Origin of the sequence: Egbenema bharatensis FJBBOT/2019 (assembly GCF_048077055.1) — a bacterium.
Classification (GTDB): domain Bacteria; phylum Cyanobacteriota; class Cyanobacteriia; order Elainellales; family Elainellaceae; genus Egbenema; species Egbenema bharatensis.
The window spans coordinates 1,736,665-1,762,695 of record NZ_CP182236.1 but is presented as its reverse complement, the minus strand read 5'-3'; the positions used below and the strand labels follow the sequence as shown (position 1 = coordinate 1,762,695).

The 26,031-nt window shown below is 50.6% G+C and carries 14 protein-coding genes and 2 pseudogenes; 9 read left to right on the top strand and 7 right to left on the bottom strand.

Translation table 11 applies throughout. The annotated features are described in order from the left end of the window. The first annotated feature begins 108 nt into the window (after nucleotides 1-108). Nucleotides 109-738 carry a restriction endonuclease subunit R gene (locus tag ACM1PF_RS08255; RefSeq protein ID WP_416673939.1) on the top strand — a complete coding sequence of 210 codons (630 nt, stop codon included), beginning with the start codon at nucleotides 109-111 and terminating at the stop codon, nucleotides 736-738. A 28-nt stretch (nucleotides 739-766) separates the two neighbouring features. Here the strand turns inward: ACM1PF_RS08255 and ACM1PF_RS08250 are convergent, their stop codons facing one another. After that, complete coding sequence (locus ACM1PF_RS08250; protein WP_416673938.1) at nucleotides 767-6,253, bottom strand: two-partner secretion domain-containing protein; 5,487 nt, start codon at nucleotides 6,251-6,253, stop codon at nucleotides 767-769. A 328-nt stretch (nucleotides 6,254-6,581) separates the two neighbouring features. Here ACM1PF_RS08250 and ACM1PF_RS08245 point away from each other — a divergent pair, with 328 nt between their 5' ends. From ACM1PF_RS08245 to ACM1PF_RS08215, 7 genes and pseudogenes are all read left to right on the top strand, one after another. Then, complete coding sequence (locus tag ACM1PF_RS08245; protein ID WP_416673936.1) at nucleotides 6,582-6,743, top strand: hypothetical protein; 162 nt, start codon at nucleotides 6,582-6,584, stop codon at nucleotides 6,741-6,743. Nucleotides 6,744-6,817: 74 nt separating this feature from the next. Next, a complete protein-coding gene (locus ACM1PF_RS08240; protein WP_416673934.1) occupies nucleotides 6,818-6,979 on the top strand; it encodes a hypothetical protein in 162 nt (53 codons plus the stop codon). A 247-nt stretch (nucleotides 6,980-7,226) separates the two neighbouring features. Further along, nucleotides 7,227-9,412 (top strand): annotated as a pseudogene (locus ACM1PF_RS08235) (peptidase domain-containing ABC transporter). 229 nt (nucleotides 9,413-9,641) lie between these two features. Next, nucleotides 9,642-10,358: a biotin/lipoyl-binding protein gene (locus tag ACM1PF_RS08230; protein ID WP_416673932.1), complete on the top strand. Its 717-nt coding sequence runs from the start codon at nucleotides 9,642-9,644 to the stop codon at nucleotides 10,356-10,358. Nucleotides 10,359-10,423: 65 nt separating this feature from the next. After that, a complete protein-coding gene (locus ACM1PF_RS08225; RefSeq protein ID WP_416673931.1) occupies nucleotides 10,424-11,023 on the top strand; it encodes an HlyD family efflux transporter periplasmic adaptor subunit in 600 nt (199 codons plus the stop codon). Nucleotides 11,024-11,392: 369 nt separating this feature from the next. After that, on the top strand, nucleotides 11,393-12,175 hold the full coding sequence (locus tag ACM1PF_RS08220) for a thioredoxin family protein (protein ID WP_416673930.1): 783 nt from the start codon (nucleotides 11,393-11,395) through the stop codon (nucleotides 12,173-12,175). 105 nt (nucleotides 12,176-12,280) lie between these two features. Then, nucleotides 12,281-12,583, top strand: coding sequence for a Mo-dependent nitrogenase C-terminal domain-containing protein (locus ACM1PF_RS08215; protein WP_416673929.1), 303 nt, complete (start codon nucleotides 12,281-12,283; stop codon nucleotides 12,581-12,583). A gap of 107 nt (nucleotides 12,584-12,690) precedes the next feature. Here the strand turns inward: ACM1PF_RS08215 and ACM1PF_RS08210 are convergent, their stop codons facing one another. From ACM1PF_RS08210 to ACM1PF_RS08190, 5 genes and pseudogenes are all read right to left on the bottom strand, one after another. Then, a complete protein-coding gene (locus tag ACM1PF_RS08210) occupies nucleotides 12,691-12,891 on the bottom strand; it encodes a hypothetical protein (protein ID WP_416673928.1) in 201 nt (66 codons plus the stop codon). 160 nt (nucleotides 12,892-13,051) lie between these two features. Further along, nucleotides 13,052-14,547 (bottom strand): annotated as a pseudogene (gene tnpC / locus ACM1PF_RS08205) (IS66 family transposase). A gap of 516 nt (nucleotides 14,548-15,063) precedes the next feature. Then, the gene (locus ACM1PF_RS08200; RefSeq protein WP_416673926.1) at nucleotides 15,064-17,901 is read right to left on the bottom strand and encodes a two-partner secretion domain-containing protein; all 2,838 of its coding nucleotides are present in this window, start codon (nucleotides 17,899-17,901) and stop codon (nucleotides 15,064-15,066) included. A gap of 24 nt (nucleotides 17,902-17,925) precedes the next feature. Beyond that, a complete protein-coding gene (locus ACM1PF_RS08195; RefSeq protein ID WP_416673924.1) occupies nucleotides 17,926-19,770 on the bottom strand; it encodes a ShlB/FhaC/HecB family hemolysin secretion/activation protein in 1,845 nt (614 codons plus the stop codon). A 221-nt stretch (nucleotides 19,771-19,991) separates the two neighbouring features. After that, nucleotides 19,992-24,653 carry a beta strand repeat-containing protein gene (locus ACM1PF_RS08190; RefSeq protein WP_416673923.1) on the bottom strand — a complete coding sequence of 1,554 codons (4,662 nt, stop codon included), beginning with the start codon at nucleotides 24,651-24,653 and terminating at the stop codon, nucleotides 19,992-19,994. Between the two features lie 309 nt (nucleotides 24,654-24,962). Here ACM1PF_RS08190 and ACM1PF_RS08185 point away from each other — a divergent pair, with 309 nt between their 5' ends. Continuing rightward, nucleotides 24,963-25,250, top strand: coding sequence for a hypothetical protein (locus tag ACM1PF_RS08185; protein ID WP_416673922.1), 288 nt, complete (start codon nucleotides 24,963-24,965; stop codon nucleotides 25,248-25,250). Nucleotides 25,251-25,442: 192 nt separating this feature from the next. Here the strand turns inward: ACM1PF_RS08185 and ACM1PF_RS08180 are convergent, their stop codons facing one another. Then, on the bottom strand, nucleotides 25,443-25,643 hold the full coding sequence (locus ACM1PF_RS08180; RefSeq protein ID WP_416668673.1) for a hypothetical protein: 201 nt from the start codon (nucleotides 25,641-25,643) through the stop codon (nucleotides 25,443-25,445). Nucleotides 25,644-26,031 lie beyond the last annotated feature (388 nt).

The window sequence follows — 26,031 nt, the reverse complement described above, 5'->3', positions numbered from 1 at the left end:
ACAGCATAGCGGATACCTTTGGCAAACACAAGCGTATTCCGCTACTTTTTGGACTGAAATTAGAGTAAAACAAATAGGATAAAATGAGTTGCAGTAGAGCGGGGCAGCATGATGCAATCCCTTCAAGCCAACTCAATCACACTAGCAACCCTGAGAGAGCAGTTTGGGTTAACCCTTGCCAGAGATCCCCAGTTCTTTTCGGAGTGGCAATCGTTGACTGAACCGTTGACGGAGTTAGAAATTCGGAGTCTCGATCGCATTAAGTCAAATTTTGAGAATCTCCTGGAAGAACCCCCTTTGCTGGAAAGTGCAGTCAAAATGGTGGTGCTGTCTGGACTGCTGGATTTAGCTGGTTTTTATCAGCCGCCTTTCCGCATCAGGACGGAAGCCTCTATCCAAATTCGGAGTATGGAGGATGAAGAAAATGGAGTGATGGTGAAAGGTGCGATCGATGTTTTGGTGGTGAAGGACAGGTTGTGGATTCTTGTGATTGAATCCAAAATGAGCGATTTCTCCCTGGCTAAAGCGTTACCTCAAGCCTTGGCTTACTTGATTTCTAGCAATCAGCCTACTGGATATGGATTGATTACGAATGGCAGTGAATTTCTGTTCCTGAAGCTGAGCCGATCGGCTACGCCACAGTATGCGACTTCCAGGGTTTTCTCTTTGTTCACTCCCGACAATGAATTAATCCAGGTTCTGCAAATTCTTAAGCAACTCGGTCAACTCATCCAATAAAGTTACCGCTAAATCAATCTGCTATTCTTCAATCGCATTCTTGACTCAACACCATTCGTCCATCCTCCAGTTGATACAACCCCTGTGGCTCCACGATCGGATCTCCCATCTGCCAGGAGGTTTGACTGGTTTCAGGAATCGATCGCACTTCTCCTGTCGCATAAACCGATCGTTCTCCTTCTCCTGGTCGTTCCGGCAACCCTCCTCGACCCGTGATAATAAACGTCCCTTCAGTATCCTGACTCCGTACCACACAACTTGCGGCAATGAGTGATTCAGTGTCGATCGCACTTTCCGGCAGGTCGGCTAAACTATCCTGGATGAAGTTTGTGTCTGGGACAAAAATATTGCCAGAACTGACCTGACCACTGGCGTTGATATCGACGCGATCGTTTCCGTCCAATGTATCTGGATCAGCATTAGCAGAATCGGAAGTGAATCCTGATCCAAAGAAAACCGGAGTATCTAAGGTGATGTTGCCCCCTCGTTCTCCGGCTGCGGCAATGATGTCACTGTCTCCGAATGCTAGAATCGAGTTAGCCCGTAGAGTAATGTTTCCTCCATCGATCGCACTATTGGTCAAAATATCACTATCACCAAACAAACGAATGTCGCTGGCTTGCAGGGTAATGTTCCCGCCAGAAGCATTGGCCGCAGAAGTGGTGATGTCACTATTCGTAGCAGAAAAGGTATTGCCAGCAGTAATTTGAATATCGCCGGCTTGGGCATTCTCTCCCTGGCTCTGGGTTGAAATGATAGCGCGATCGCTCAAGGTGACATTCTCTCTGGCGTTAATTACAATTCCTCCTGCTTCCCCAGTGCCTTGACTTTGAGCAGAGATGCGGGCGCGATCGGTTAGTTGAAGATTGGTTGTAGATAAACGAATTGACCCGCCATCTCCTGTGGAATCGGCTTCGGTATTGGCAAAGATACCGCTCTGTTGTCCCTGGTTGACGATGATGTCATCAACTTGCTGCGATCGTCCGGCTGGTGTTTGAGTGAATTGTTGGGCCCGGTTGCGGCGATCGGAGAAGTTTGGGTCAACCCCACTGATCAGGGTACTTTCAGTGATATTGAGGTTAATCTGCCCGGCATTGTTGCGGTTGCGAGTGCTGGTGACAATCTGCCCACCGTTTAACAATTCCAGGTTTGCAGCACGGATGTCGATATCACCGCTCTCTCCTGGGTTGAAGGTACTGGCGGTGACGATCGCCCCATCGGTAATGCGAAGATTGCCCGTTCTGATAGAGATATCACCGGCATTGCCCAACGCTCCCCGCTCAGTCAGGGTGAGAATGCCGCTGGAGAAACCACCAATATCGCTTACTCCTGAGAGGGTAATGGAGTCTGCAATATTGAGGCGAATATTGCCACCATTGCCCCGTCCACCCGGAATGATATTACCTTCTAGATCAATACTCTCTCTAGATACGACTGCACTAATTTGTCCCCCATCGCGCAAAGACAGATTCCTGGCTTGAAGTTGAATATTCCCTGCATTGCCTGTAGAACCGGGGGCAACACTGCTGGTGATGCTGCTAGTGATGATGGAGTTCTCATTTCCCCCTGTTCCAGCCAAACGAATGGAATCATCGGCGCGGATCATAATATCTCCAGCCTGACCACTCCCCCCGGTTACTGTTGAGATAATGCCGCCGTTGCGGAGAATCAGTTGCCCAACGCGCAAACGAATTTGACCCGCGTTACCAGAGCTTGTTGTGCTTGCAAATAGTCCACTTGCTGTAAGTTGTCCATTGGAGAGAACAGATGCACTTGACAGGATGGCGGATTCTTCTACAGTAATTCGCAGGTTTCCAGCATTGCCTGGACCCCTTGTACTGGTTGAAATCGCAGCACCATTACGGATGTTTAGCTGTCTGGCTGAAACCACAACGCTTCCGCCACTACCCGTTGAGCCAAGATTGGTTTCACTAGCAATGCTACTAGCACCTTGACGGCTTTCATCCAGCCCTACCAGTTCGATCGTATCTGCTGTGACACTGACACTTCCCGCATCCCCTGCACCCAAGGTTGCGGCTGAAATCACTGCCCCGTCACGAATGAGCAACTGCCCCCCTGAAAACTCTAAGCTGCCGCCATCCCCAGTGCCAAACGTGGTAGCAAACAAACCGCTAGCACTCCTTTGCCCTTGAGCATCAATGGCAGTCCCCGATAGCTCTGCTCGTTCCCTGGCTTCAACCTGAAGCGTTCCACCTTGCCCAGTACTACGAGTACTGACTGAAACGGTTGCACCATCTCGCACTTGCAGCACTCGGGCAGAAACCGATACATCTCCACCAGTTCCACTGGAGCCAGGATTGGTTTCACTAGCAATGCTACTAGGAGCCTGACGACTTTCATCCAGCCCCACTAGTTCGATCGTATCGGCTGTTACGCTCACACTTCCCGCATCTCCTGTACCAAAGGTTGTGGCTGAGATTACTGCCCCGTCACGAATGAGCAACTGCCCGCCTTCAAACTCCAAGCTGCCGCCCTGCCCACCACCAAATGTAATAGCACCCAAACCGCTGACAACCCTTTGCCCTTGAGCATTGACAGCAGTCCCTGATAGCTCCGCTCGTTCTCTTGCCTCTACCCGGAGCGTTCCACCTTGTCCAGCACCAAAGGTATTGACTGAAACGGTTGCACCATCTCGCACTTGCAGTACTCGAGTAGAAACCGATACATCTCCACCAGTTCCACTGGAGCCAGTATTGGTTTCACTCCCAATGCCGCTAGCAATCTGACGACTTTCGTCCACTCCAATCAGTTCGATCGTGTCGGCTATGACTCGAACATTTCCCGCATCTCCTGTACCAAAGGTTGCGGCTGAGATTACTGCCCCGTCACGAATGAGCAACTGCCCGCCTTCAAACTCCAAGCTGCCGCCCTGCCCACCACCAAATGTAATAGCACCCAAACCGCTGACAACCCTTTGCCCTTGAGCATTGACAGCAGTCCCTGATAGCTCCGCTCGTTCTCTTGCCTCTACCCGGAGCGTTCCACCTTGTCCAGCACCAAAGGTATTGACTGAAACGGTTGCACCATCTCGCACTTGCAGTACTCGAGTAGAAACCGATACATCTCCACCAGTTCCACTGGAGCCAGGATTGGTTTCGCTTCCAATGCCACTAGGAGCCTGACGACTTTCATCCAGCCCCACTAGTTCGATCGTGTCGGCTGTGACTCGGACATTCCCGGCATTTCCTGCACCGAAGGTTGCGGCTGAAATCACTGCCCCGTCACGAATGAGCAACTGCCCCCCTGAAAACTCTAAGCTGCCGCCCTGTCCTGTGTCAAAAGTGGTGGCAAACAAACCGCTAGCACTCCTTTGCCCTTGAGCATCAATGGCAGTCCCCGATAGCTCTGCTCGTTCCCTGGCTTCAACCTGAAGCGTTCCACCTTGCCCAGTACTACGAGTACTGACTGAAACGGTTGCACCATCTCGCACTTGCAGCACTCGGGCAGAAACCGATACATCTCCACCAGTTCCACTGGAGCCAGGATTGGTTTCACTAGCAATGCTACTAGGAGCCTGACGACTTTCATCCAGCCCCACTAGTTCGATCGTATCGGCTGTTACGCTCACACTTCCCGCATCTCCTGTACCAAAGGTTGTGGCTGAGATTACTGCCCCGTCACGAATGAGCAACTGCCCGCCTTCAAACTCCAAGCTGCCGCCCTGCCCACCACCAAATGTAATAGCACCCAAACCGCTGACAACCCTTTGCCCCTGAGCATTGACAGCAGTCCCTGATAGCTCCGCTCGTTCTCTTGCCTCTACCCGGAGCGTTCCACCTTGTCCAGCACCAAAGGTATTGACTGAAACGGTTGCACCATCTCGCACTTGCAGTACTCGAGTAGAAACCGATACATCTCCACCAGTTCCACTGGAGCCAGGATTGGTTTCGCTTCCAATGCCACTAGGAGCCTGACGACTTTCATCCAGCCCCACTAGTTCGATCGTGTCGGCTGTGACTCGGACATTCCCGGCATTTCCTGCACCGAAGGTTGCGGCTGAAATTGCTGCCCCGTCACGAATGAGCAACTGCCCCCCTGAAAACTCTAAGCTGCCGCCCTGTCCTGTGTCAAAAGTGGTGGCAAACAAACCGCTAGCAACCCTTTGCCCTTGAGCACTGACAGCACTTCCCGATAGCTCCGCTCGTTCTCTTGCCTCCACTCGGAGCGTTCCACCTTGCCCAGTACCACGAGTACTGACTGAAATGATTGCACCATCTCGCACTTGCAGTACTCGAGTAGAAACTGATACATCTCCACCAGTTCCACTGGAGCCAGGATTGGTTTCGCTATTAATACTGCTAACAAACTGACGACTTTCAGCCAGTCCAATCAGTTCGATCGTGTCGGCGATGATTCTGACGCTTCCCGCATCTCCTGCACCAGCGGTTACAGAAACAATTCCACCTCCACCTTGAGCCACGATCGAACCAGCATTAACAATAACGTCCCCTGCTCTTCCAGTAGTATTTGGAAAGGATAGAGAGATCACCCCTGAACCATTCCCACTGAATCCAGTACCTGTGAAGTTAAGCGTATTGGCATTAACCTCAATATCACCGCCATTCGTTGCTCCTTCGGCAACCGTGACTAACCTGCCACCACCTGAAGCGGTAAAGGTATCAACATTGACGATGATGTTGCCCCCTCCACTACCAGGGATTGCTACCACAGTATCATTACCAAGAGAAAGGTTTGCTAAAGTCCGATCGTCAGGAAAAGACAGGCTTAAAACTGCGCCATCAATTTCTAACCCGATCGCTCCTGGCTCTGCCAACCCGCCCAACTCAATTCGTCCCCCTGAAGCATTGAGTCTGCCACCGTTCATCGCAATGTCGCCACCCACAAACAGCAAGCTCTGACCATCGGGCACTCTCAAGCCAAATAGTGGAATTCCCGAAGGACTGGTTCCAGCAGGAGCAACAGAATTATTGATAATCCCACTCGGATTAATCTGATTAAAAAAGAATGCCGAAGGATTTACCGTGAGCAATGGTGGAGCCTGAGGATCGATCGCACTAAACATTCCCTGAGTGCCAAACTCGATCGCATCTGCCGTGGTTGCAATAAAAGAGCCTTGCACGTCTAATCGGGCATTGGGTCCAAACACAATCCCATTGGGGTTCATGAAAAACAGGTTGGCATTACCCCCAAATACACCCAACGTGCCAAGGATGTTAGATGGATTGTTCCCCGTTACCCGACTGAAAATATTTTCAATCCCAGTTGGATTGATGAAATAGACTGCATTGCCGTTATCGACGTTAAAGTCTTGGAAGCTGTGAAACAGATTGATTCCGCGGGTCGCTCCGCCATTGATGCCAAACAATGTTTCTCCAGCTTGAAACACCCTCGATCGCTCGTTCCCCAAAGTCTCATCCGGTATCGGTTGGGCGATCGTGGGTGAAGGAAAACTGGCTTCCCAGAGTCCCAAGCCGGTTAACGCCAGAACACTCACCACTCCGAAGGGATAAAGCCGATCGCGCCAAATCTGCATAGAAGTTACTTCAATTCAGCATAGGACTATGGGCAATCATCGCTTAGATCAGGCAGATCCAGAACAAACAAAACCTTTAGATTTGTAAATTCAAAGGACTCAAGCAGTTCAGCGGGTTTGCTCCCCCTGATCGCTATGGATGCAGTTTTGAGCAATGGGAGTAACCGATAGGTGTCATGGGTGATTCATAGAAACAGCAACCAAGGTGACACAAAGCGTGAATGACTCTGCAAGGGCATTCTCCTATTGTATGAATTAAGCGAAAACGCTTCAGCCCCCAGAAAAACCTGGATGGACTGCTCAACTAACTTCAATCAAGGAGAAAATCATGAGCGCAATTACAAACGACCAATTGTTTACCGAGCTGAACGAAGAAGAACAAGCATCCCTGAATGGTGGACACCGCTGCTACTACTTCTGGGCATGGCGGATTGTCCGGGTCGGCTGGCGCGTCTTCTACCGCTACGTTCGACTCGTGCGCTGCTACTAAATCCTCGATCGGCGCATTCATCTGAAACACAACCATTTTTAGACCAATCAACCACAAAAAACAAGGAGAACGTCATGAATTCATCTGTAAATAACCCACTGTTCACCGAACTGAACGAAGAAGAAACTGCTGCTCTCAATGGTGGACGATTCTGCCGCTTTATCTGGGTTCGTCAGCGCGTCCGCATCGGCTGGCGTTTCTTCATCCGTACCATTCGGGTGGTTCGCTGCTTCTAAGGAGCAACCTCGAATCACCGTCTGAACATCGCGTGATTTACAGTGAGACATCGCATCAACTTGTACGAAGGCATCTTTGCGAAAAGGTGCCTTTTCTTTTGCCAAATCACCTGCACTTTTCTGCAACCCCCATCACTGAATTCAGCGATCGATCGCTCCGGCTTTGGCAGATCAGTTAGCAGAAATAGGGAAAGACCCAACTCCAAGAGTTCTATACAGTTGGAGTCGTAGTACAAGGTTGGATGCCATGCGATACCCTTTTGTCCAGCAAGTTAGCGAAGAAGATTGCGGAGCCGCCTGTTTAGCCTCGATCGCCCGCCATCACGGTTTAAAGCTTCGACTCTCCCGGATTCGAGAAATGGTTGGCACCGGGCAGAACGGCACCAACCTGTGGGGACTCCAGCAGGGCGCAGAACAGCTTGGGTTCAACACCCGCCCCGTCAAAGCCTCTCCCGATGTCTTGAATCGCATCAACGAAGCCCCCCTGCCCGCCATCCTGCACTGGAAAGGCAATCACTGGGTCGTACTGTATGGTAAGCAAGGCAAACAGTACATCGTGGTTGATCCGGCCCTTGGCGTGCGGCGATTGTCCGCCACCGAATTAGCAGAGGGTTGGATCGACTGGGTCATGCTGCTGCTCGAACCTGATCCCAACCGTTTTGGTCAGGAAGTCCAGGACACAACCGATCGCCCCCAGCAGGGATTTGGACGCTTCTTTCAACGAATCCTCGCCTACAAGGGAATTCTAGGTCAGGCTGTATTACTTAATCTATTCGTAGGACTGCTCTCCCTCGCTTCGCCAATTCTGCTGCAAATCTTGACCGACGACGTTCTGATTCGGGGTGACTTGAAGTTGCTCCATACCGTCGCGATCGCAGTCATTCTAATGACCGTAGTGAGTAATAGTCTGGAGTGGATTCAGGCTAATCTGATTGCCCATTTCGCCCAACGATTAGAGTTAGGGCTGATCCTGGAGTTCTGCAAACGATTGCTCTACCTGCCCCTCAGCTATTACGAAGCGCGACGCAGTGGTGAGATCGTCAGCCGTCTTCAGGACATTCAGCAATTGAATCAGCTCGTTTCCCAGGTCATCGTCACCCTCCCCAGCCAGGCCTTCGTCGCCATTCTGTCAGCCGCCCTGATGCTGTTCTATAGCTGGAAACTGTCGATTCTAGCCCTGATCATTGCCGTCTCCATGACCTTCTGCGCGATCGTCCTCCAGCCCATGCTCCGTCGCAAGACCCAGGCATTACTGGTGGCAGATAGCGAAAACCAGGGGGTTTTGGTCGAAACCTTCAAAGGGGCCTGGCCTTCAAAACCATGACCGCTGCACCCCAGTTCTGGCAGGAATTTCAACGTCGCTACAGCCATCTGGGAAACTTGAGCTTACGCACCAATCAAATTGGTATCTTAAACAGTTCCTTTGCTGGAATGGTGTCTGGCGTGGGCAGCATCGCCCTCCTGTGGTTCGGCGGCAATCTGGTAATTGATCCTGCCGAGCAACTCAGCGTCGGACAACTCCTCGCCTTTAAGGCGATGAACGACAACTTCCTCTACTTCATCAACAGCATCATTAACTTTGTCGATGAATTTACCCGGATGCGGGCCGCCATGCAGCGGTTAACCGAAATTACCCATGCCGTCCCAGAGGAACAGGAAGACGCGAAAAAGCCTGCCGCTAAGATTGCCCCCGATGCTGAAATTCTTTGCAACAACATCGACTTTAGCTATTCCAACCGCGACAATCTCCTCAGTAACTTCTCCGTCAAGATTCCCGGTGGACAGTCCGTTGCAATTCTGGGTCAGTCGGGCTGCGGCAAAAGCACCCTGGCCAAACTCCTCGCCGGATTCTACCCCGTGCAGGCAGGCAATATCCGCTTTGGGCTGTACAACCAGCAGGACTTATCCCTGGAGAGTGTGCGTCGCCAGGTCGTGTTAGTTCCCCAGGATCCCCACTTCTGGAATCGATCGATTTTAGAAAACTTCCGCCTCGCCGATCCTAACCTCAGCTTTGAGCAAATCGTCACCGCCTGCCAGATTGCCGGAGCCGATGAGTTTATCAGCCAGTTCCCCAACAAGTACCAGACTATCCTGGGCGAATTCGCCACCAACCTATCTGGAGGACAACGCCAACGACTCGCCATTGCCCGCGCCTTAGTCACTGACCCGCCGATTCTGATCCTGGATGAGTCTACCTCTGGATTGGATGCCGCCAGCGAGACTACCGTATTCGATCGCCTGTTGCAACACCGTCAGGGCAAAACGACGCTTCTGATCAGCCATCGTCCCAGTGTGATCAATCGAGCTGACTGGATTCTGCTACTGGAGCAAGGACAGGTGAAATTGCAGGGGCCACGGGAAGACATTTTAGCCCAGGTGAATCATCAACTCGATGCCCTCTATGGAGATGATAGACAGGCGATCGGATGTTAGAAGATGTTTGACTGTGGTTGGGTTTCCGATTCAAGCGACAGGGGATGGACTCAACGAATTTGTGTTGGGTTTCGTCCCTCAACCCAACCTACTCATTTCTTATGCTCTTGTGGGGTAGGCATCTTGTTCGCCCAGTCACCAAAGTAACACCATCCGAAGACTATCTCCCCTATTGTCCTATTTCAGTTCACAAACGCATTAATTCCGAACGTCCTCAAGGAAAATCATCATGGTCAACAGCATTCAGTCCAAGCCTAACATTGATGCCTCCAAACAATCTGATTCTACTCCTCTACTTGTAGCTGATGCCATTCCAATTATTAAAGCGGATGAATTCCTGCCATCCATGAGTCGCTTTACTTCCTATGGAGGACTATTCCTCGTAGGCGCGATCGGTTGTGCAGTCGCATTTGCATCGGTTGTAAAGTACAACGTCGTGGTCAATGGTGCAGCAACGGTGCGTCCGGCTGGAGAATTGCGAGTCGTACAGTCAGAATTAGAAGGAACCGTCCGGCAGATTCAGGTGGAAGAGAATCAATCTGTCCGTGAGGGAGATGTAATTGCCTATCTGGATGACACACGCCATCAAATTGAGCGCACTCAACTTCAGGGCAGCATTCAGCAAAACCAGCTTCAGTTGGATCAGTTACAGGCCCAGATCCGACTGATTGACAATCAAATTCTGGCTGAGTCTCGATCGATCGAAGGAGCTGTGTCCGCCGCAGAAGCAGACATTCGACGCAACCAGCGGGAATATGAAGAACGACAGCTCACAAGTCAGGCAGACTTTGCGGAGGCAGAAGCAGCCCTGGAACTGGCGATCGATGAACGAGAACGCTATCGGCAACTGGCCCAGTCTGGAGCCATATCTGACCTTCAGCTTCAGGAAAAGGAGACAGCCGTTCGCACTGCCGAGGCCCGATTAGAACGATCCGGGCCTTACTGAACCCCACGAATGCCAGCGTAGATATTGCCCAGAAGGAAGTATCCCAACAAATCGCCCGTGGGGAAGTGACGATCGCCAATTTGCAGAAAGAGCGGGAAGCCCTCCTCCAACGGCAGTCAGAAATCCAGACCCAACTGATTCGGGAGCAAACCCAGCTCAAACAAACGGAACGGGACTTAGACAATAGCGTGATTCGAGCCACGGGCGATGGAGTTATCTTCAGGCTGAATTTGTCAAATCCCAATCAAGTCGTGCGATCGGGGGATAGTATTGCCCAAATCGCACCCAATGAGGCTCCGTTGGTAATTCGGGCGATGGTAGCGAATCAGGATATTGATCAAGTCAACGTTGGACAGAGTGCCAGAGTGCGCGTCAATGCCTGCCCATATCCTGATTACGGCACCCTACAAGGGGTGGTTACTGCGGTGGCTCCAGATGCTGGTTCTGGAGGAGAAGCCAGCGGAACGGGAAGCAATACCCAGGGCAATGGCTCAGAGAATCGATCGTTTGAAGTGTCCATTCAACCCGATCAAACGGTACTGACCAGAGGCAATCGAGAATGCCGAATTCAACCTGGCATGGAAGCAACCGCCAGCATTATTTCTAAGGAGGAAACGTTCCTGCAATCCCTGCTGAGACGAGCCAGATTATTCACAGACCTGTAGAGTGGACATCGCCCAGCATCCCCAAATCCTCTCAACCGTAGGGTGGGCAGTGCCAGCCCTGTCAAGGTGAATGGTAAATGAATCGATCAGATGGGCCGCAACCGTTTGTAGGGGCGAAGCATTTGCATAAAAATTGTTCTCCTGAGCAATACGTCTCACCGCAAATGCTTCGCCCCTACTTGAAACGACCCGATCGCGTTTATTTTTTTGCTCAACACCCCTTCCCTGTCAAGGCAGTTTTCAGCAACTCAGATATCCAACATCAGCCATTTCAATTGCCGAAAGACAGAATGTAATCCTGAACCCAAATTGGTATGGTTTGAACAAGCTGAATTGAAGTAAAAATTTCTAACCCCCGGAGTTATCCCTATGTTGATGTTAAAACCGATCGAATCCTACAGCCCCGCTCACGTCCAAGCCACCCAACTTCATCCGGGTGAACAACAATATTTCTCATTCCTGATCACAGAGGCAGAGAAACAGCGGTTTGGGTACAAGCCTAAGTCCATGTTGCAATGTCTTTGTCATATCACGAATCAGCGGTTGATTTTAGAACCTCAGCCTTGTGTAGATGATGTGCAGACCGTGAGTACCATTGCTTCCACTTTACCCAGTCGCTACGAGCAGGCTCCGTTCTACGAAATTCCCTACGATGCGATTCAATCTCTTCAAATGGTTCGATCGCTCAATTTATCTACCTGCGTCAGGATTCTGCTAAACGGTTCATCCCCGTCATTTAACAAAGGTGAGCTGTTCTTCATTGCCAGTCCCGTTCCGACGACAACCCCATCCACCTCATTGATCAATGGCTCCAGCGATTTTGTTGAAATCGTCAGTCAATTGTTGCAGGTCGATCAACAGTTAATGCAGCAGATTCAGGATAGTCCGGTTCCCGTCCTGCTGCATTTCTGGGCGCGAGGTTGCAAACCCTGTGAACTGTTTTCATCGGTCATGAATGACATGGCGGAACAGTTTAAGGATGAAATTCGGAGTATTCAGATCAACCTGGAAGATGATCCGAATACTTCGATTCAATACGGGGTAGATAGTGTTCCTACTGTGCTCATTTTCAAAAATGGAGCGATCGTAGATAAGGTTGAGGGTGCAATTCCCGGAGACCTGTTTGCTAAAGTTCTGAGGCGACATATTTAAACCTTTTGTTCTTAAAACCTGTCCGAGAACCCTGCCAGGGTTTTAGATTCCCAATACTCTAATGGGTTTTCGGATAGGCCCTTAAAAGTATGATGCGGAGGCTCTATGAAATCCTTACCTTTAGTGGCTCAATGCAATCCTTTTTATCAGTTACGGCAATGGCTGGAGTCGATCGAAATCCTGGATGTGCAGACTGCACAACGGATTTGCAAACTCATTCCAGCCCGATGTCCCTTTGAACACAAGATTTACCTCTTCGATCGCCTACTGCTGGATATTCCTCCCCTCTGTAAGCTGAATCCCTTCTACGAACAGTTGATCATGTTACGCTGCAAGGCGTTGAGTTATCTGGCGAATGAGTTAGAAACGGATATGGTGATGGCTCATGTCAAAGGACGGAATCGTTAAAGACATTGAATGGGCAGGCAAGATGCCCACCCCACAAGAGTAGGGGCGATTCGTGAATCGCCCTTGTTCAGGATTCGTGAATCGCCCTTGCTGTTCAGGAAGAGAAATTATCGTACCAGAACGGTCATGTATTTTCCGGTTGCAAAGGGAGCAGGAATAATCGGGGTGAACTGGACGCGATCGGTGGCAATCCGGCGCACGTAGAATTCGTTCATGGTGAAGATGACCTGATCGCGGGTGCCGATAATCCAAATCTGTACCCGTTCATCTTGCGCGACGGGCAGCAGTTCATTGAACTCTGAAGACATATTTAGTTCCTCGCTGATGCGTATTAAGGGAAGAAAGGCTCAAGGTGTGGGGAGTGCCGAGAGACAGCCCCCCAAACATCGTCGTTTATCAGCAGAGCAGCCGAAAATAGACAGCATGATCTACAATCAGACGTATCCGTACACAGGGTTAGCAAGGTAGTCAGGAGGATCGCTGTAGGTCGGGAAGCGGAAGTAAAGAAGGGGCAGGCAAGCCCCGACGCTTGGCATAGCAAGCATCGGTGAGATAATCGAGGACATGGCGATTTTGCCGCCGCAGCGTTGCTACAACCGTCATCATTCGTCCGACAAACAAACTGCCTGCCTCACTTTGGGAGCCATAGCTACAGCGTCGCCACAACACTGCTGGACGAATCGCCTGTTCTGCTGCATTATTGGTTGGCTCTACTCCAACGGTTGTGACGAATAACCATAAAGCAGGTTCTACTTTGAGTAACTGCTGACAGGTTCGCACCGTCTTTGCCAAAGGTGTCTTTTCTCTGGTCCCAATTGGGTAAGCCGCTCCTTCTTCCAACAGTGCTTTCACCCGTTGTCGAATGGGTGCTACGGCTTCTATCCATTGGGGGCGTGCTAAGGTTCCATCTCGCACCCGATGCCATAACTCAAATAATTTCTCTTGCTGTTGGAGAAGTTGCTCTCCCAAGGTCTGGCTCACCCCACCCCGTTCGGCAATTTTGGTGAAATCGCGTTTCAGATGCGCCCAACACAATTGTCGCCATTGCAAGTTTAACCAGTTGTAAGCACTGTAGCGGTCGCTGTTGACAATCCCAGCAAAATCAGTTCCTAAGATGCTTTGAGCGGTGGCTTGAGAGCGGCTTAACGCCACCTGGAAATAGCACACCAACGGGGTTACCATCACCCACAACCAGCCTCGCTTCCCCTTGCCATTGTTCCCATCGGCGTTACCCTGAGGCAAACTCGTTTCATCTATCCCAACAACGGGTTGCTGCTGCACATAGCGATGAACCGCTTCGACGGGTTGCTCAATCGCTTCACTCATCTGTTGCCGCAAGCGTCCGACACTGCCCACGGAGATGGGAATCTCAAACAATTCACTCAACAGCCGCACCACCATCCGGTGACTTTGACGATACTCTCCACTCAACAGTGCGACTAATGCACACAGCCTTTCCCCATAGCGACAACCATCCACAATCTCGCCATCATAGGCACGGCTGCTTACCCCACACTGGGGGCACTCCAACGCATGAAAGCGATGTTCCAAAACAATCGGTTGTAACGGTGGCAAATCTACGATCTGACACCGTTGCGGATTGGCATCTTTCCCTCTCAAGCGATGTCCACATTCGCAACACACCTCAGGGTAGTGATCCTCAATGCGCGTACATTGTTCCGGCGGGTAAAGTTCCTGCGAATGTCCCGGATGTCCCGGTTGTCCGCCTCGCGCTTTCCCACTTTTCTTTTCGGGGTAGCCTTGAATCCCTTCGGAGGGTCTTGCGAAGGCGGTTGCGAGGAGTTTTTGGAATTGCGCTGAATTTGCTCTTGTAACGCTTGCTGGCCTGCCTCTAATGCCTCAATACGCTCCAATAGACGCTGCACCAACTGCTTGACACTCTCCGGTGTGTTGGCCCAGTCCTCTGCTGAAATTTCGCTTAAAAAGGCATTCGGGGATTCCATGCGTTTTAGCCTAGCAGACTTACCCTCACATCGCTCACTCTTTCTGCTTTACCCTGTGTACGGATACAATCAGACAGCCTGACTTTCTGGTCACTTCAGAAGTTAGGTTAGCTGGTTAGGGTTGCTGGGAACTTCCCTAATCAGCGCTACACCTCACCTTAAGCGGGTTTGGTTCACTGACTGCTCCTGGGTAGAAACAACCAGCATCGCAACAGCATAGCGGATACCTTTGGCAAACACAAGCGTATTCCGCTACTTTTTTGGCAAGTCATGGTTGGATGAGGGAAAGGAATCAAGGAAGCATCCCACTGTTGTAATGGGATGAAGATTAACCCACCCCTGCCCCTCCCAAGAGGGGATTTGATGGACATTTTCCTGGTTGAGGAAAGGTTCTCTAGAATTTCCCCTCCTGGGAGGGGTTAAGGGTGGGTTCCCATGTCTGTTTCCTCAACAAACTTCTTGTGAGATGAACATCTTACCCACCCAGTCAACCCAGCGCAAATTCAACTCACCATCCTAATCACATTCCTGGCTCAACACCATTCGCCCATCCTCCAACTGATACAACCCCTGCGGCTCCACGATCGGGTCTCCCATCTGCCAACTTTGTTCGCTGGATTCAGGAATCGATCGCACCTCTCCCGTTGCATAAACCGATCGCCCGACCTCTCCCGGTCGTTCCGGCAACCCTCCTCGACCTGTGATAATAAATCTCCCTTCTGTCTCCTGGCTCCGTACCACACAGCTTGAGGCGATGAGTGATTCAGTGTCGATCGCACTTTCCGGGAGGTCGGCTAAACTATCCTGCACAAAGCTGGTATCGGGAATCAAAATGTTACCAGAGCTAATCTGTCCACTGGCATTGATATCTACTTGTCCATTTCGATTCAAGCCCTCTAGTTCTGCCTGAGTAAGACCCTCATTAGAAATATCATCTTCAAAATAATTTTCGCCAAAGAAAACGGGAAGCGTAATATTTCCTCCCGAACCACCGGCAGAATAAGCCAAAATGTCACTATCATCAAAAGCCACAATAAAATCAGCATTGACGGTGATATTACCCCCAGTGCCCTGTCCACCTACATTAGTACGAATGTTGCTATCATCACGCAAATAAACGGCATTAGCAGTAATATCAATACTACCCGCATTCTCTCCACCGCGTGATACATCAGTACGAATGTTGCTCGTACCATTGAGGAAAATATCTGCGGCTGCAATGCGAATTCTGCCACCTGCCGATTCTTGAGCACTGGCAAGAATATCACCATCTATCATTCTCAGATTTCCAGTCATCGTAATGTTGATGTTTCCCGATCGCCCCCTCCCCGCACTTTGGGCTGAGATCATTGCTCCATCAGAGAGGTTGAGGTTGATAGTGTTCAGCGCAATAGTGCCGCCTCTGCCTGTGGAAGACTCATTTGCAGTGGTAAAAATGCCACTTGCGTCCCCTTCGCTAGTCACAACATCATCTACACTACCAACATCAGAAATATTGGTGGGGTCTTCAGATGTTCCTGAGATTCGAACATATCGCTCTGCCCGCTCCCATCGCTCTTCAAAGTTTGGATCAATACCCGAAAGCGAAAGGCTATCCGTAACATGCAGTCGAATTCCACCTGCTCTACCACGATTACGAGTTGCAGACACAATTTGCCCGCCATCGATCACTTCTAAGTCCCTAACATTAATAGTAATAACACCGGCATTTCCTCGATTGGCTGTACTGGCCCCCACTACAGCACCCCTAGCAATTCGCAAGTCATCTGTTTCGATCAAGATCTCTCCACCTCGCCCTAATGCGCCTCTTTCCGTGAACGCAAAAATCCCACTAGAAAACCCAGCAATGGGATTAGTGCCAGAAAGGATAATTGAATCAGAAACAATAAGCCGAATACTCCCTCCTGCTCCTCGTCCACCGGAACGCGGGTTTCCTTGCTCGTCTCTACCTGGTCGAATCACTGTAGCACCAATTTGTGAACCCCCTGTGAGAGAAAGTGAATCAGACTGGATCTCAATATCTCCTCCTCGTCCAATTCCACCCGCCGAGATGCCACTGAAAATCACACTGGCACCACTGAGTCGGACATCACGAGCACGAATGCGAATATCCCCAGCATTCCCTCGTCCTCCCGTTTGGGTAGATAAATAGGCTCCTCTACGATCTATACCCTCAAGCACCAGTCGATCGCGAACGTGAATGCTGACATCCCCAGAATTGCCCTGCCCTTCCATAACCGAAATAACTTGGCTATCACCCTCTAACAATAACGAACTGCCTTGAATGATAATATCTCCGGCATTCCCAATCGCATTGACATTAACAGCATTTTCAATCCTGATCCGATCAGCAGTGGTAGCCGCTCTAATCGTTCCTTGAGCATCCAGAACGATATCACCTGCTTGACTACCGACAGTTCCGAAATTTGAAGTTTGACTACCGCAATTATCTGAAGGCCCAATTCCTGCACAAACATCACTTCCATCCAAAATGTTGAGGTTTCGAGCATACATCGTAATGCCACCACCACCACCGCCAGTGACATCAATATCAGCTAATCCTGTGATAGAAATATCTGCCCGATCGAGATCTCTAGGAAAGTTCAGGCTCAGTTGATTACCGTTGATTTCCAATCCGACTGCACCCGTCCTTGCGACTCCGCCCAATTCCAGCCTGCCACCCGAAGCACGTAGCCTACCATCCTGAATATTGATCTGTCCTCCCAACAAGAGCAAACTTCTGCCATCTGGTACCCGTAACCCTTCAATGTAACCTGCTGCGTTAGTTTGATTGGGAGGACCAATTTGAGTAATAGGTTGAGCAGCTATCTGGTTAAAGAAGAACGCAGAAGGATTCACCGTCAACAACGGTGGAACTTGAGGATCGATCGCACTAAACACCCCCTGCTCCCCAAAGCCGATCGCATCTGCCGTCGTTGCCACAAAAGAACCTTGTACATCTAAGCGAGCATTCGGGCCAAACACGATGCCATTCGGATTCATCAAAAATAGATTGGCATTGCCACCAAATACCCCCAATGTACCGAGAATGGCCGATGGATTGTTTCCTGTTACACGACTGAGAATATTTTCAATCCCGGCTGGATTAAGAAAATAGACACTCCCACCATTGTCTACATTAAACTCCTGAAAGCTGTGAAACAGATTAGCTCCGCGGGTCGCTCCACCCACAATCCCAAAATTTCCTCCACCGCCAACCACTTCCGATCGCTCCGCACCCAACGAACCATCCGGCACAGGTTGAGCCATCCCAGGCAGCCCCACAGCCCATCCTGCCAACGTCATTACACCAACCAAGCCAAAAGGATAAAACCGATCGTGCCAGAGGTTCATAGGAATTAGCCCAAAGATGAAACGTTAAAACGGTTGATAGCGAATCGATAGCGACAAGCCATTTTCCTGCAACGAATTCCCCCGATTTGGAATCGACACCAGCGGAATTCCATAATCCACCCGGACAAACAAATTGGGAATCACCTGCCAGCGTACCCCCAACCCCACACTAACAATCGCCTGTTCTGGGTCAGGCAGCACATTATTCCAGCCATAACCCGCATCCACAAACGGAGTTAGTTGCAGCCGTTGCGGATCATCGGCAAAAATCGGAATCCGAAACTCCAGCCCACCCAAAATCCCGTTGTCAGTCACAATCTGATTCTGGCGATAGCCCCGCACCGTCCCTGCTCCGCCGATCGCAAATTGCTCTAGGGGTAGCAGCCCATCTGGACTCAGTTGCGTATCCACACGAGCCAAAAACAGCGTCCCGTTTGGCGCAACCTGCTGCACATACTGAAACTGTCCTAACCAGGTAAAAAATCGCCCATCAATCCCCAAATCGTTCGTCGTGGCATCAAAGGCATCAATGCCAAAGCTGAACTGCGATCGAGCCGCCAAAACTCTAGTAGTACTGCGATCGACCCAGTCCTGAGAAAAGCGAATCGCCGTCACATTCGATCGGCCATTGTCCGGCCCCTCCGAAAAGGAAAACGGAATATCATCCAAAATAAAAGTTTGACTGCGGCGAATATCCATTCCTAATCCCAGGGCAAACTCCGTCGTCGGTCGGCGGACGATCGGCTGGCGAAAGCTAAGGGAAAAAGTCTCCGATTCACTACGAATCCCAATATCCTGGAACGGATCTTGGACAATCTCACTTTCATCCCGGCTGTAGCGAAACTGCACCGTCCCATCCATCGCGTTGATTGGAAAGGCGTATCCTGCTCCATAGGAATTTAGCCCATCCGTACGCCCATACTGAGCAAAGATGCGATCGCCAAACCCAAAAACATTATCATGCCCAATGGTCAAAGTCGCCTGAGCCGAACCAATACTGGGGGACTGATAATTATCCGCCCCAATCCCCGCCCGAAACGCCGGAGCTTCCTGCACCTGCACCCGCAACAAATTTTGTCCTGGCACCTGACCTGCCGTCAGTTCCGCATTCACCTGGGCAATCAGCGGATCAAGTTGCAGCAGTTGTAGTGCCTCTTCCAGATTGGATTGATTAACGGGAGTAGTTGCTGCCAAGTTGAGCCGACTGCGGACATAACCTTCCCGCAAATGAGCCGAACCACAACGGGGAGAAACGGGCGACTGGGACTGAACCTCTTCAGGATTCTGGCTGGATGAATCGTCCCCTGGAGCTGTCAGCAATTCCCTTGCCGCCCCAGGCGACAGCATACAGACCTCGATCGCCTCTAGCTCTCCCTCTACCACCTGAATCCGCACCACCCGATCGCCCACATTCTGCCCCGTCGGCAAAAACGCCCCAGAGGTAATGTAGCCGTTGTCAATATAAAGCTGGGTAATCCGCGATCGCAGTTCCAGCAGTTCTTCAAAAGTCACCTCTCGCTGCTCATACTCGCTCACCAGGGCAGCAATCTCATCCTGTAAAACCGTACTCCCCAGAACCTGCACTTCCTCCAGCCAAAAGACAGGCGTAATCAGTGGATCAAGGGGTGGCAGATCTACATCGGGAACCTGAAGTTGAGGGTCAGGGGGTGGGGCAGGGGGAATGACGGGCAAGGGAGGCGGAGCCTCGGACGGATCGGGAACCAGATCGATGGATTGGGCAGTTCCAGGAGACTCTGGTGGAATCGTTTCCCCTGGCAAAGGTTGAGCCAATCCAGCCGAAGTGAACCACAGAAAAACTGTAGCCGTTGCTCCAGGCAAGAGCAGCGATCGAAAGGTAAGATCACCCACTTTTAGTTAAGAATTTAAATTTAGACAGAGCACCTATATCAGCGGTCGAACAAAGAGCAAAAACTTAAAGCTCAAGGAAAATGCAGGACAATAGTACAAGTATGTCGCAACTAGCAAGTATTCAAGCTATAGAGTATCGGAAAAAACCTCAGAATTTGATTTCTTTATGTAAATTTTATGAGGCGGCAGCAAGCGTCTGAAGAGAGCCTTTCCCACCATTTTCAGTCGCATTCTCGACTCAACACCATTCGTCCATCTTCCAACTGATACAACCCCTGCGGCTCCACGATCGGATCTCCCATCTGCCAGGCGGTTTGACTGGTTTCAGGAATCGATCGCACCTCTCCCGTCGCATAAACCGATCGTCCTCCTTCTCCCGGTCGTTCCGGCAACCCTCCTCGACCTGTGATAATAAATCTCCCTTCTGTCTCCTGGCTCCGTACCACACAACTTGAGGCGATGAGTGATTCAGTATCGATCGCACTTTCGGGGAGGTCGGCTAAACTATCCTGTACAAAACTCGTATCCGGAATCGAAATGTTACCAGAGCTGATCTGTCCACTGGCATTAATATCGACGCGATCGTTTCCGTCTAATGTGTCTGGATCAGCATTAGCAGAATCCGGTGTGAATCCTGATCCAAAGAAAACCGGAGTATCTAAGGTGATGTTGCCCCCTCGCTCTCCGGCTGCGGCGATGATGTCACTGTCTCCGAAGGCCAGAATTGAGTTAGCCCGTAGAGTGATGTTGCCCCCATCGATCGCGCTATTGGTCAAAATATCACTGTCTCCAAACAAACGAATGTCGCTGGCTTGCAGGGTGATATTGCCGCCAGAAGCATTAGCCGCTGATGTGGTGATGTCACTATCGGTTGCCGAGAAGGTGTTACCGACGGTAATTTGAATATCTCCGGCTGGGGCATTCTCTCCCTGGCTCTGGGTGGAGATGATGGCGCGATCGCTCAGTGATACATTCCCTCTAGCATTAATTGTTATCCCTCCTGCACTTCCAGAGCCTTCACTTTGGGCAGAGATGCGGGCGCGATCGGTTAGCTGAAGATTGGTTGTGTTGAGTCTGATGCGACCTCCTGCCCCAGTAGCATCGATCCGAGTGTTGGCAAACAGTCCACTTTCACCGTTGCCTTCATTAGCGGTTTGTCCTCTGCCAAACTCTTCAATTCGTTGGGCAAAGGTTGAGTCAGCACCAGAGAGGCGAATGCGATCGGCGTTAATTGTAATATTGCCAGCTTGACCTGAACTGCTGGTCGTAGTAATCAACTGTCCGCCATCGGTGAGTTCAGCAGTATTAGCATTCACTTCAATGTTGCCACCCCGCGATCGGTTCTGGGTTTGAGCATTTACAACGGCCCCGTTGGATACGCGAAACTGACTGGTATTGATGCGAATGGTTCCCCCAGAGCCGATCGCATTTTCGGAGGTGGAGGTGAACAAGCCTGTAGAAAATCCTTCAGTGGTTGTGCCGTCTACAATTACAGCATCTCGCGCATTAATAATCAGGTTTCCGGCGTTGCCTCGTGCTAAGGTACTGGCACTGACCCTGGCTCCATCCATAACCGAAAGGGTTCCTGTGTTGATCCGAATTGTTTGGGCATCCCCTCTGGCATTGTCTTGAACGGTGCTGAAGGCTCCACTAAAAAACTGGCGACTTCGCCCGCTAAACGTGACGGTATCAGTGGCATTGATGGTGATATTCCCTGCATCACCCTGCCCTGAGGTAATCGCTCCGAATTGCGTCCCATTGAGGGCAGAAACCGATCGAGCGGAAATCGTGATATCTCCACCTCTACCTATTCCTGTTGATGCCACTGAACTCAGAACACCAGTGATCGCATCGCTCCCAGCTTCATTGAATAAAACGCGATCGGTTGCTTCAATGACCACATTACCTGCCCGTCCTTGTCCCGCTGTAGCAGTAGCAAGTAGCCCTCCTCGGAGAACCCGAATGTTGTTGCCCGTAAGTTGAATGTCACCTGCATCGCCGATCGCCGTACTGGTTGTGCTGCTAAAAATATTCCCGCCGTTGGTAATCGAAATGTTCTCCCGCACATTCACTGTAACGTTTCCGGCATTGCCCTGCCCACTGGTTGCAGTGGTAAGCTGACCACCGTTGATCAACAGTGATCCCGTGGTAATTGTGATGTCGCCACCATTGCCGATCGCGTTTGCAAATGCAGCCGTGTTGGCTGCTGCCAGTCTTCCTGTAAAGGAAACCACGTCACGGGCAGTAATTTCAATGTTTCCCGCATTGCCCTGTCCAGCAGTAAACGTGCCAAATCCCGATTCATTACCCACTAAAAGAGAACCCGTAGAGAGGATGATATCTCCACCATTGCCTACAGCGTCGGTTCCAACAAAGGTTGACACAAAGCTCCTGTTGCTCAGGGTGATGGTATCGTCCACCGTAAGAATAATATTTCCTGCATTGCCCTGTCCCCGTGGATTCGCCCCTAATCCCGCGTCATCGGTTAGGGTTAGTGACCCTGCTCTGATGGTAATATCTCCAGCATTCCCCTGTGCTGTTGCGACTGTTGAGGTGGTCGCATTGCCACGTCTGGCAAACAAGACATTCTCACGGGCGGTAATTTGAATGCTTCCTCCATTCCCTTGTCCGAGGGCACTGGCAGCAAGTTGAGCCTGATCGGTGACAGACAATGAGCCTGTTGTAATAATAATATTTCCGGGATTACCAATTCCGTCTGTACCAATACCCGTAATGATTGTTGCGGTTTCTCCAATGAGAGAAATCCTGTTGCCAGCATTGAGCCGAACATCTCCAGCATTTCCCTGCCCAATGATATTGCTTGTGATAAAAGCTTGATCCAGCAACGAAATACTATCACGGACAGTGACAGTGACATTTCCGGCATCTCCCTGTCCAGAGTTACTAGCTCTCAAGCGAGAGTCATTCGTTAGTAACACGGATTCAGCATTGATGTTGATATCGCCACTATTGCCGATCGCGCCAGCAGTCACATCGCTAAAGACCGATCCACGGTTAAGCGTGACCGTATCCAGGACGTTTAACCGAACATTTCCAGCATTCCCCTGTCCTAATACGTTGTTGATGAGTTGTGCTCCATTGACCAGAGCAAGTGCCCCGGCATTGATCGTAATGTTGCCGCTATTGCCGATCGCATCTTCTCTAACTCGGCTAAAAAAGGACGCATTATCTAAAGTAACGGCTCCACTGGCAGTCACATTAGTATTGCCTGCATTCCCCTGCCCCAATGTGCTGGATACAAGTTGTGAACCATTCTTGAACGATACCGAGCCAGCATTAATGATGATGTCACCCCCATCGCCAATTCCCGTCGCCTCTCCATCGCTGAAGAGGATCGCATTGTCGAATATCACTGCGTCGCGGGCTGTGATGTTAATGCTTCCCGCGTTGCCTTGACCAAGGGTGCTGCTGATAAACCTTGAATTGTTCAGTGTGACTGATCCAGCATTAATGATGATGTCACCCCCATCGCCGATTCCTGCCGTGCCCACCTCGCTAAAGAGGATGGCATTATCCAGAAGCAGCCCATCACGGGCTGTAATATTAATGCTTCCCGCATTCCCTTGACCAAGGGTGCTGGTGTCAAACTGCGATCGATTGGTAATGGATACTGATCCAGCATTGATGTTGATATTGCCAGCATTGCCGATCGCACCAGTTTGAACCGCAGTGAACAGATCGCCACCATTAAACGAAACCGATTCTCGTGCCGTAATGTTTACCGTTCCCGCATTACCATCAGCAAACGTTAAGGCTGAGATCAGTGACCCCTCTCCAGCATTCAATGTTCCGGTTTCGATGGTGATTGTACCGGCATTGCCAGAATCTCCGGAAAAACCTGCCTGCGTGTTGTAAAAGCCAGATTGAATATCACTGGCTCCAATTCCAGATAAATTCACCTGGTTTGCATCGATGAAAAGATCGCCAGCATTGCTATCTCCTTCAGTTCCCGCCACCAGTCGCCCGCCGTCCACTGCATCCAGCCGATCGGCATAAACCACAATATTTCCGCCACCTGTGCCCCGTACTCCAACTCGCGCATCATTCGTCAGCGAGACATTCGATCGATTCGTTCCCTCTGGAAAAATGAGACGCAAACCCGCATTGGTTCCATCCAACCCAATTCTGCCGGGTTCTACCAGCCCACCCAACTCCACCCGTCCGCCTTGCGCGACCAATCCGCCACCCTCCAGCCGGATATCGCCACCTACAAACAGCAGGCTTTCCCCATCCGGCACTCGCAGCCCAAATAAATTCGAGCCATTTGGACTTGTCCCCACTGGCACTTGAGATTGATTGACTAAAGCATTAGGCGAGATCTGGTTAAAAAAGAATGCAGAGGGATTCACGGTCAATAGCGGCGGAGCCTGAGGATCGATCGCACTAAACGTTCCTTGATTGCCAAAGCCGATCGCATCTGCGGTGGTGGCAATAAAAGAGCCTTGTACATCTAAACGGGCATTGGGGCCAAAAACAATCCCATTGGGGTTCATGAAAAACAGGTTGGCATCACCACCAAATACGCCTAATGTGCCAAGGATGTTGGAGGGATTATTCCCTGTGACGCGACTGAGGATATTTTCAATGCCAGCCGGATTGATGAAATAGACCGCATTGCCGTTATCCACATTAAAGTCTTGAAAGCTGTGAAACAGATTGGTTCCGCGGGTCGCTCCGCCGTCAATGCCAAATAGCGTTTCTCCGGCTTGAAACACCTGCGATCGCTCGTTTCCCAAAGTCTCATCTGGTATCGGTTGGGCGATCGTTTGCAGAGGAAGGGTGGTCTGCCATAATCCAAATCCAGCAATTGTCAATGCACCAACAAAACCAAAGGAAGAAATGCGATCGCGCCAGGTTTGCATAAAAGCAGCTTGAACGTAAGAACCTTAAAAATCATCGCTTAAGTGATGGCGTTTAGGAGAGACAGGACAAGATTCTTAAATTTCAGGAACTTTTAGACATATAGACATAGTTTGCAGGTTGAGGTGCGATCGCTGAGGGGGTGCAAACCCGGTGCAGAAAACCGCAAGCGAATGGGCGGAAAAGGGGAATGAATTCACTACACCATTTCCCTATGCTGTAAATCAAGAGGACAGGATATCACCTTAAGCACTGCTGCTACTGAACCCGTTCCTCCCAGCGTTCCTTCTTTTACCTGATGGAGAAACACCATGAAAAAACATATTGCTCTGGCTATTCTAAGTACCCTAACGTTTGGTTCGATGACTGCTTCAGTAACTTCCGATGTTCGAGCAGTAACGACTCGACCAGAACAGATTGAGTCTACGATCACGACAACGACCGTTGCTCCGATCGAAGAGATGGAAGCAAGCCTTGATGAATCCGCATCGGAAGAGTTGATGGCTCAAGGATATTACTGCGAATATTACACGAATGGTTACTACATTACGACTTGCTGTATTGATTCCTATGGCAATTGGGCGTGTGTAACTCAGTAGGCAATTAATGGGCGGGCAAGATGCCCACCCCACAAGATGGTTGACTGGGCGGGCAAGATGCCCACCCCACAAGCAAGAATGATAAGACAATAGGTAATTTGGTAGGGGCGATTCGTGAATCGCCCTTGTTCAGGATTCGTGAATCGCCTTGTTCAGGATTCGTGAATCCCCCTTGCTGTTCAGGCAGAGAAATTATCGCACCAGAACCGTCATGTATTTTCCGGTGGCAAAGGGAGCCGGAATAATCGGGGTGAACTGAACCCGATCGGTGGCAATCCGGCGCACATAGAATTCGTTCATGGTGAAGATGACCTGATCGCGGGTGCCGATAATCCAAACCTGTACCCGTTCATCCTGAGCGACGGGCAGTAGTTCGTTGAACTCTGAAGACATATTTAGTTCCTCGCTGATGCGTATTAAGGGAAGAAAGGCTTAAGGTGTGGGGAGTGCCGAGAGACAGCCCCCCAAACATCGTCGTTCATCAGCAGGACAGCCGAAAATAGACAGCATGATCTACAATCAGACAGCCTGACTTTCTGGGTCGTCAGAAGTTAGGTTAGCTGGTTAGGGTCGTTGGCGCTTCCCTAATCAGCGCTACACCTCACCTTAAGCGGGTTTGGTTCACTGGCTCCTTCTGGGTAGAAACAACCAGCATCGCAACAGCATAGCGGATACGTTGGGCAAACACAAGCGTATTCCGCTACTTTTTGGCAAGTCATAATTGAGCCAATCAGCGGCATCACCCCCCTACCACTCTTGTGGGGTGGGCATCCTGCCTGCC

Coding starts and splice junctions, on each gene's coding strand:
- ACM1PF_RS08255 (WP_416673939.1), top strand. CDS start 109: ATGATGCAATCCCTTCAAGCCAACTCAATCACACTAGCAACCCTGAGA.
- ACM1PF_RS08250 (WP_416673938.1), bottom strand. CDS start 6,253: ATGCAGATTTGGCGCGATCGGCTTTATCCCTTCGGAGTGGTGAGTGTT.
- ACM1PF_RS08245 (WP_416673936.1), top strand. CDS start 6,582: ATGAGCGCAATTACAAACGACCAATTGTTTACCGAGCTGAACGAAGAA.
- ACM1PF_RS08240 (WP_416673934.1), top strand. CDS start 6,818: ATGAATTCATCTGTAAATAACCCACTGTTCACCGAACTGAACGAAGAA.
- ACM1PF_RS08230 (WP_416673932.1), top strand. CDS start 9,642: ATGGTCAACAGCATTCAGTCCAAGCCTAACATTGATGCCTCCAAACAA.
- ACM1PF_RS08220 (WP_416673930.1), top strand. CDS start 11,393: ATGTTGATGTTAAAACCGATCGAATCCTACAGCCCCGCTCACGTCCAA.
- ACM1PF_RS08215 (WP_416673929.1), top strand. CDS start 12,281: ATGAAATCCTTACCTTTAGTGGCTCAATGCAATCCTTTTTATCAGTTA.
- ACM1PF_RS08210 (WP_416673928.1), bottom strand. CDS start 12,891: ATGTCTTCAGAGTTCAATGAACTGCTGCCCGTCGCGCAAGATGAACGG.
- ACM1PF_RS08200 (WP_416673926.1), bottom strand. CDS start 17,901: ATGAACCTCTGGCACGATCGGTTTTATCCTTTTGGCTTGGTTGGTGTA.
- ACM1PF_RS08190 (WP_416673923.1), bottom strand. CDS start 24,653: ATGCAAACCTGGCGCGATCGCATTTCTTCCTTTGGTTTTGTTGGTGCA.
- ACM1PF_RS08185 (WP_416673922.1), top strand. CDS start 24,963: ATGAAAAAACATATTGCTCTGGCTATTCTAAGTACCCTAACGTTTGGT.
- ACM1PF_RS08180 (WP_416668673.1), bottom strand. CDS start 25,643: ATGTCTTCAGAGTTCAACGAACTACTGCCCGTCGCTCAGGATGAACGG.